Consider the following 6,815-nt stretch of genomic DNA (forward strand, 5'->3'; position numbering starts at 1 on the left):
CCGAAGAAAATGTTGCTGCCTGAAGCGGCTTGGATTAACGAACCGATCAAGCAGGAAGAAGGAGAAAAGATGTTGGTCTAAGACTTAGTGGTCTCACTTGACTTGAAAATTTCCGCCGAGGTACTGGTTCAGTTTCTGTGCAACAACATTCGTGCCGTCGGAAGTTTGAATGGTGGTGTTGGAACAAGATTCGAACTGTCCACTGTCTGCCACCACTTGGTCCCAGACATCCATAACCTTTTTCTTCGTCAGGACGCGGGAACAGGTGAAGGTCATCAGTGATTTCACGGAACCGTAGTCACCTTTGCTGAGGTGCTCAAAGATATTTTCGGTTCGCGAGGTGAGGTCAATAATTGGGTTAGCCATGGTTTCTTCTCCGATGCCTGTCGTTGAGATGGTTCCGAATCGCTTGAATGCCGCCTGTCGAGTAATACCGAATGCGTTGCCTATGGCTTGCCATGACACGCCTCGCGCCCTAGCTACGGCAACGGAGCTCTCCAAATGTACTTGGGCTGCCTGCTTTAATGCCGATCCTAAACTCTCCCGACCAATCGTTCTCCAACACTGACCGTTCCTCATCATTGAGTGCAAATCAAGGCAGTGACCGATCCAGAAGTGGGCACGAAATCTCAGATGAGCTCATAGTTCGATGGGTCAAAGTTGTTTGTTTGGCCCATCGGAGTTATGGTTGGTGACACTACATGTTGTGCCTCTATGTTCGGTTGAGCACAACATATAGCTTGTATGCGTGCATCGGTCCAAAATCAATTGAGTGAAGGAGGAGATACTAAGGTGACCGCCCAAAGAAATAAATTCTTAGACCTCGCCGTACGAGAATTCAAAGATTCTGATTCTCCGAATCTCGTGTACTTTTCAAGCGTCTCGGAGAACACCTGTCGCTTCGTCGACCGACTGCAGTCGCATGCGGTGCGCATCCCGCTGCGACCCCGTCTGGAAGGGCTGATTCGGGTAACTAGGCCTTTCGTGCTGATCGTGCCGACCTATGGCGGCGGGGAGCGCGCCGGTGCTGTGCCGAAGCAGGTGGGTATGTTCCTGAACGACCCTGCCAACCGGGCACTGATCCGCGGGGTCATCACCGCGGGCAACACCAACTTCGGCGAGCACTACTGCCTCGCCGGCCCCATCATCTCGACCAAGTGCCAAGTGCCCGAGCTGTACCGCTTCGAATTGCTCGGCACTGACCGCGATGTCGAACGCGTCAGAGAAGGACTGCCCCGCTTCTGGGCGCAGCAGCACACAGAGGAAAGGAAGACGGCATGACCACTACCATCGACTCCCCGCAGGCTCTCACACGACCGGAGGGCATAGGGGCGCGAAAGGACTACCACGCACTGAACGCGCAGCTGAACCTGTTCGGCCCCGATGGATCGATCCAGTTCAGCAAGGACCGCGAGGCCGCGTGCGCATACTTCCGCCAGCACGTCATCCCGAACACCAAGGTGTTCGGCTCGGTATGGGGGCGGCTGGAATGGCTGATCGACAACAATTACTACGAGGAAGCGTTCCTGCGCGCCTACGACCCCGCTTTCGTTACCTCGCTGCACGAACGCGTGGAGATGGCCGGGCACCGCTTTGCCACCTTCCTCGGTGCCTTTAAATTCTTCACTTCCTACGCCCTACGCACTTTCGACGGGACCACGTACTTGGAGGATTTCGGGGAGCGCGTTGCCGCTACCGCGCTATTCCTCGGGCAGGGCAACGAAACACTGACGACCAGCTTGGCAGACGAGATGATCTCGGGACGTTTCCAGCCGGCAACCCCGACGTTCTTGAACGCCGGAAAAGCGCAACGCGGCGAGCTGGTCTCCTGCTTCTTATTACGGCTGGAAGACAATCTGGAGTCCATTGGCCGTGGCGTGAACTCGGCGCTGCAGCTGTCCAAACGCGGTGGCGGCGTTGCACTGCTGTTGACAAATCTGCGCGAGACCGGTGCGCCGATCAAACAGATCCAGAACCAGGCGTCCGGGGTCGTGCCGGTCATGAAGATCCTTGAAGACTCTTTCTCCTACGCCAACCAGCTCGGCGCCCGCCAAGGCGCTGGCGCGGTCTACCTTCACGCACACCACCCGGATATCCTCCGGTTCCTCGACACGAAGCGCGAGAATGCGGATGAGAAGATCCGGATCAAGACCCTGTCGCTGGGAGTTGTGATCCCGGACGTGACCTTCGAACTGGCCCGGGACAACCGGGACATGCACCTATTCAGCCCTTACGACGTGCAGCGAGAGTACGGCACGCAATTATCAGATCTGCCGCTCACCGAATACTACGATGACCTTGTAACGAACCCGCGGATCCGCAAGACCACGATCAGCGCCCGCGAGTTCTTCAAGACCCTCGCCGAACTGCAGTTCGAGTCCGGCTACCCCTACGTCCTCTTCGAGGACACCGTCAACCGCGCCAACCCGCTCGTGGGGCATATCAACATGTCGAACCTGTGCAGCGAAATCCTCCAGGTTAACACGCCCTCGACGCTAAACGCCGCCGGCGGCTACACAAAAATCGGGAACGACATCTCATGCAATCTCGGCTCGCTGAACATCGCCGCCGCGATGGCATCACCCGACTTCGGCACCACCATCGAGACCGCCGTACGGGCGCTGACGAGCGTTGCGGACCAGACAGACATCGATGCAGTGCCATCGATCGCAGCGGGGAACAACGCTTCGCATGCGATTGGACTCGGACAGATGAATCTTCACGGATTCCTCGCCTCACAGCGCATTCGTTATGGCAGTGAGGAAGGCGTTGACTTCACTGACATCTATTTCCTCACCGTCACTTACCACACGCTACGCGCCTCAAACCAGATCGCCATCGAACGCGGAACTGCGTTCGATGGGTTCGAGACCTCGACCTACGCTGATGGCTCCTACTTCGATAAGTACATCGCACGAGACTGGCTGCCTGCCACCGAGCGAGTCGCTGCACTGTTCAGCCAAGTAGGAATCGCGATCCCGACCCGTGAGGACTGGCAGGCGCTACGCAAGTCAGTCATGGCGCACGGCATTTACAACGCCTATTTACAGGCGATCCCACCGACCGGATCAATCTCGTATGTCAACAATGCGACCGCATCAATCCATCCAATAGCGGCAAAGATCGAAATCCGAAAAGAAGGCAAACTAGGCCGCCTCTACTACCCAGCCCCACACATGACCGACGACAACATCGAATTTTTCGAGGACGCGTACGAGCTCGGCTACGAAAAGATCATCGACACCTACGCCGCCGCCACCCGCCACGTCGACCAAGGCCTCTCACTCACGTTATTCTTCCGCGACAGCGCCACCACCCGGGACATCAACAAAGCGCAGATCTACGCCTGGCGTGCCGGAATCAAAACCCTCTACTACATCCGCCTGCGTCAACCCGCCCTCGAAGGCACCGAAATCGAAAACTGCGTCTCATGCGCACTTTAACGTTGAAACTCTGATCTCCCAGAAGGAACCACAATGAATTCTCACGACACCCTTTACTCGAATACCGAGATCGCTGTGACCCCACCAGGCTACCGGCATAACCCAGCCGCCCGCATACGCCCTATCAACTGGAACCGTGTCGTCGACGATAAAGACCTTGAAGTCTGGAACCGCCTCACCGCCAACTTTTGGCTCCCTGAAAAAGTTCCACTTTCCAACGATCTTCCTGCATGGGAAAAACTCACCCAGGAAGAACGAACACTAACCATGCGCGTATTCACAGGGCTCACCATGCTCGACACAGTCCAGGCCACCGTCGGAGAAATCTGCCAGATCCAAGATTCACAGACAGAACACGAAGAAGCCGTCTATACCAACATCGCCTTCATGCAAGCAGTGCACGCCCGTTCCTACTCCTCCGTTTTTTCGACTCTGACCTCGACGCCTGAGATTGACGGTGCTTACCGATGGGCCATCGCCAACGACATGCTCCAGGAACGGTGTAAAAAGGTACTTACCCACTATTACGGAGATGACCCGCTTAAACGCAAAGTCTCCTCAACGCTGCTCTCCTCGTTGCTACTTTATGCAGGGTTCTATCTGCCGCTGCACTTCTCCGTACACGCGACGCTCACAAACACCGCGGACATGATCCGGCTGATCTTGCGCGACAAAGCTGTGCACGGCTACTACTCCGGATACAAATACCAGCGAGGCCTCGAAACCCAGTCCCCCGCCACTCAAGAAAAAATGCGCAAGTTCACCTATGCACTCCTCGAAGAACTCTATGAACTCGAATTGCAGTACTCCGGTGAGCTTTACAAACCACTCGGACTCATGGACGACGTCGCCGTGTTCGTCCGTTACAACGCGAACAAAGCACTCATGAATCTTGGCTATCCAGCCCGCTTCACACCGGAAGAGACAAACGTCAACCCCGAGATCCTCGCCGCCCTCGCACCAGGAGCAGACGAGAATCATGATTTCTTTTCCGGGTCCGGCTCTTCCTACATCATCGGCAAAGCCGAAGACACCAGCGACGACGACTGGGATTTCTAACCCAGTCCTCATTCCCACATACTCGCCTGAGAAAGAGCGCCGCACCTTGAATAAGAACGTCTCCGTCCTCATCGGTAGCCTACGCCGAGGCTCCTACGCACGAAAAATAGCCCATAATCTTATCAACTACTTCCCTGACAACTACAACGCGAGCATCATCGAGATCAGGAATCTACCTCTCTACGATTTCGACTACGACGATCCCCAAATCATCGACAAACCCACCCCACCGGAATACACCCTGTTCCGCAAGACCATCAAATCCTCAGACGGGGTATTATTCGTCACGCCAGAGAACAACCGAACCATCCCCGCATGCCTGAAAAACGCCATAGACATCGGGTCCAAACCCAACAACGATGTCATCTGGCAGCGACTTCCCGCAGGAATCATCAGCCACTCCGTCGGTCGCATGGGCGGGTACAGCTCGCAGAAGAACCTTAGACTTGCCCTTTCATATTTCAACATGCCCACCCCCGGCCAACCAGAAGTCTTTCTTTCCCAGTCACCCACGCTTCTCGATGCAGACGGCCATGTGACCCAGGAATCCACAGTGGAATTTCTTCAAAACTATGTCTCTCGCCTTGTTCAGCTCATCGAACAAAACACTGATTCCCGCTGACCCTCTTACCAAGCTACAAGGGGAACCTACAATATCAACGCTCGTGCGATGCCGAACATGGGGCGGTCCAAACAAGCCTAACCAGCAAGTTGAGCCGAAACATGGGGAAAATGGCTTAGAGCAGCGCGCTGAAGCTAATCCCTTTGAACTGAGCGAATGAAGCTTAGAAACCTCTTTTCAGCCCAGTTTACTTTTCTCATTATTGAAGGTTGATAACTTCACGACTATTGCGATCTGCTTGTTACCCTGAATGCATGCAAACTTCAGACCCACCACGGGCCCCCACGGTTCGGACCGAGCGTTTCACCTCACTCATCCTTGCGGAAAACCCAATCGAATGGTCAGGCGCCCATATTGGTCGCCTGACCATTCGCATCTATCGGATATTTGAGCCGCCAAACTGATCGATTCATATGGCGCTTTGCAGTCTTCCCGAAGAAACTACACATCAACCTTCAAAACCAGAGCAGAACCATAATAAGCAAACAAAGAGACATTCGACCCGCGTAAGCCGCGCTGCCGGCTATACCCTCAGCAAACCAATTGCGTCGCGTTACTGCGTGATGCGGTTACAACACGTCTGACAGGCAATTAAACCCCGCATCCTAAGCAACATCAGACCACAAAAAGAAGTGCACGCTTTCCTACTTCGCCCATAAGGCTAAATCAAACCAATTCGCTGGCATACCCAGGCTGTCAACGGTGAGGCTAGAAGAGCTGGGAAAGCCATTTATCAGCTCGATCATTTTTTCGGACCAGTCGCATTCGGGATCGATCGATCGCAATAGATAGGCCATGATAGCTATTACGTTGTAGAGCCCGAAGACCTGCTTAGATGATTCCTCTTCTTTCAAATGATCCAGCAGCGGAATCTGGCCAAGCGCAGGTCGCTTCGGCGCAAAGACAAGTTTTCGGTTAAAGAGCCTCGCGTGGTGCGCGGAAACATTCCGCACATAGTTGAGGCTCGCGATCCAGCTTGCCATGATCCTTTTGGAAGGGACACCATACGTCATTGCGATCTCTGTGCCTGTCGAGTTCTGAAGCCCGCCGTACATCCTGCTCAGATGCCCGAACTCCATAATCTCAGTAAGTTCCCAAACCGGCATTTGATCATCATACTTTTGACGAAAATGTGCCACGAAAGACTCATCTGAACTACTTTGCCGTTCCCGCGTCCGAGTGATGAGTACTTCATGCTTACTCGGCCAAATGACTCCCCCGGCTTCGGCTTCGCTAGTCGTAAACGAAGAAACGAATTGGGTGGCGTCAAGATGCACGAATGGCGACTTCCTACCCAAGACATACCCAAGTTGCATGCGCAACGAAATTTCAATGCGCTCGATGCCATCCAACACCAGAATTCGCAAGGCTCGATCGAAATCAATGAGTTTTCTAGCATGTTCCAGCGAGGTACCCCTGCGGTAGGTATTCAACACCTGGACACGTTCTCGACCATCCGCCTCATAGACGAAACGAGAATCGCGGAAGGGATACAAGTACCCTGTCAGACGGTAATACCCCACAGCCCTCAGTAGCTGTATCCCCGCTTCACGATCACCAATCAGCACACCATTAAGCTCTAGCTTCGCGAGCTGCTCTTCTACCGATAGCCACTTTTTAGTGTATTGAGCCATGAACTTCCCTGTTAAAGAAAATCTGTTAAAGAAAATCTGTTTTGTATCGGGTCATCG

6 protein-coding genes are annotated in these 6,815 nt (G+C 54.1%); 4 read left to right on the plus strand and 2 right to left on the minus strand.

What is annotated here, in order from left to right; genetic code table 11:
* Positions 1 to 93: 93 nt before the first annotated feature.
* Positions 94 to 465: a hypothetical protein gene (locus CIK76_RS17785; RefSeq protein ID WP_096288952.1), complete on the minus strand. Its 372-nt coding sequence runs from the start codon at positions 463 to 465 to the stop codon at positions 94 to 96.
* 327 nt (positions 466 to 792) lie between these two features.
* Here CIK76_RS17785 and nrdI point away from each other — a divergent pair, with 327 nt between their 5' ends.
* The 4 genes from nrdI to CIK76_RS17805 are packed head-to-tail and all read left to right on the plus strand — an operon-like array spanning position 793 to position 5,124.
* Positions 793 to 1,281 carry a class Ib ribonucleoside-diphosphate reductase assembly flavoprotein NrdI gene (gene nrdI / locus CIK76_RS17790; protein ID WP_096288954.1) on the plus strand — a complete coding sequence of 163 codons (489 nt, stop codon included), beginning with the start codon at positions 793 to 795 and terminating at the stop codon, positions 1,279 to 1,281.
* Entirely contained in the window at positions 1,278 to 3,443 is a 2,166-nt protein-coding gene (gene nrdE / locus CIK76_RS17795; protein ID WP_096254103.1) for a class 1b ribonucleoside-diphosphate reductase subunit alpha, read from the plus strand. Before nrdI ends, nrdE begins: the two co-directional genes overlap by 4 nt.
* 33 nt (positions 3,444 to 3,476) lie before the next feature.
* Positions 3,477 to 4,502 carry a class 1b ribonucleoside-diphosphate reductase subunit beta gene (gene nrdF, locus CIK76_RS17800; RefSeq protein WP_096288956.1) on the plus strand — a complete coding sequence of 342 codons (1,026 nt, stop codon included), beginning with the start codon at positions 3,477 to 3,479 and terminating at the stop codon, positions 4,500 to 4,502.
* 46 nt (positions 4,503 to 4,548) lie between these two features.
* Complete coding sequence (locus tag CIK76_RS17805) at positions 4,549 to 5,124, plus strand: NADPH-dependent FMN reductase (protein WP_096288958.1); 576 nt, start codon at positions 4,549 to 4,551, stop codon at positions 5,122 to 5,124.
* Between the two features lie 644 nt (positions 5,125 to 5,768).
* Here CIK76_RS17805 and CIK76_RS17810 read toward each other — a convergent pair.
* Positions 5,769 to 6,758 (minus strand): Abi family protein, encoded by a 990-nt coding sequence (locus CIK76_RS17810; protein WP_096288960.1) that lies wholly within the window; start codon positions 6,756 to 6,758, stop codon positions 5,769 to 5,771.
* Positions 6,759 to 6,815 lie beyond the last annotated feature (57 nt).

The organism is Glutamicibacter sp. BW80 (genome assembly GCF_002332385.1).
Classification (GTDB): Bacteria; Actinomycetota; Actinomycetes; order Actinomycetales; family Micrococcaceae; genus Glutamicibacter.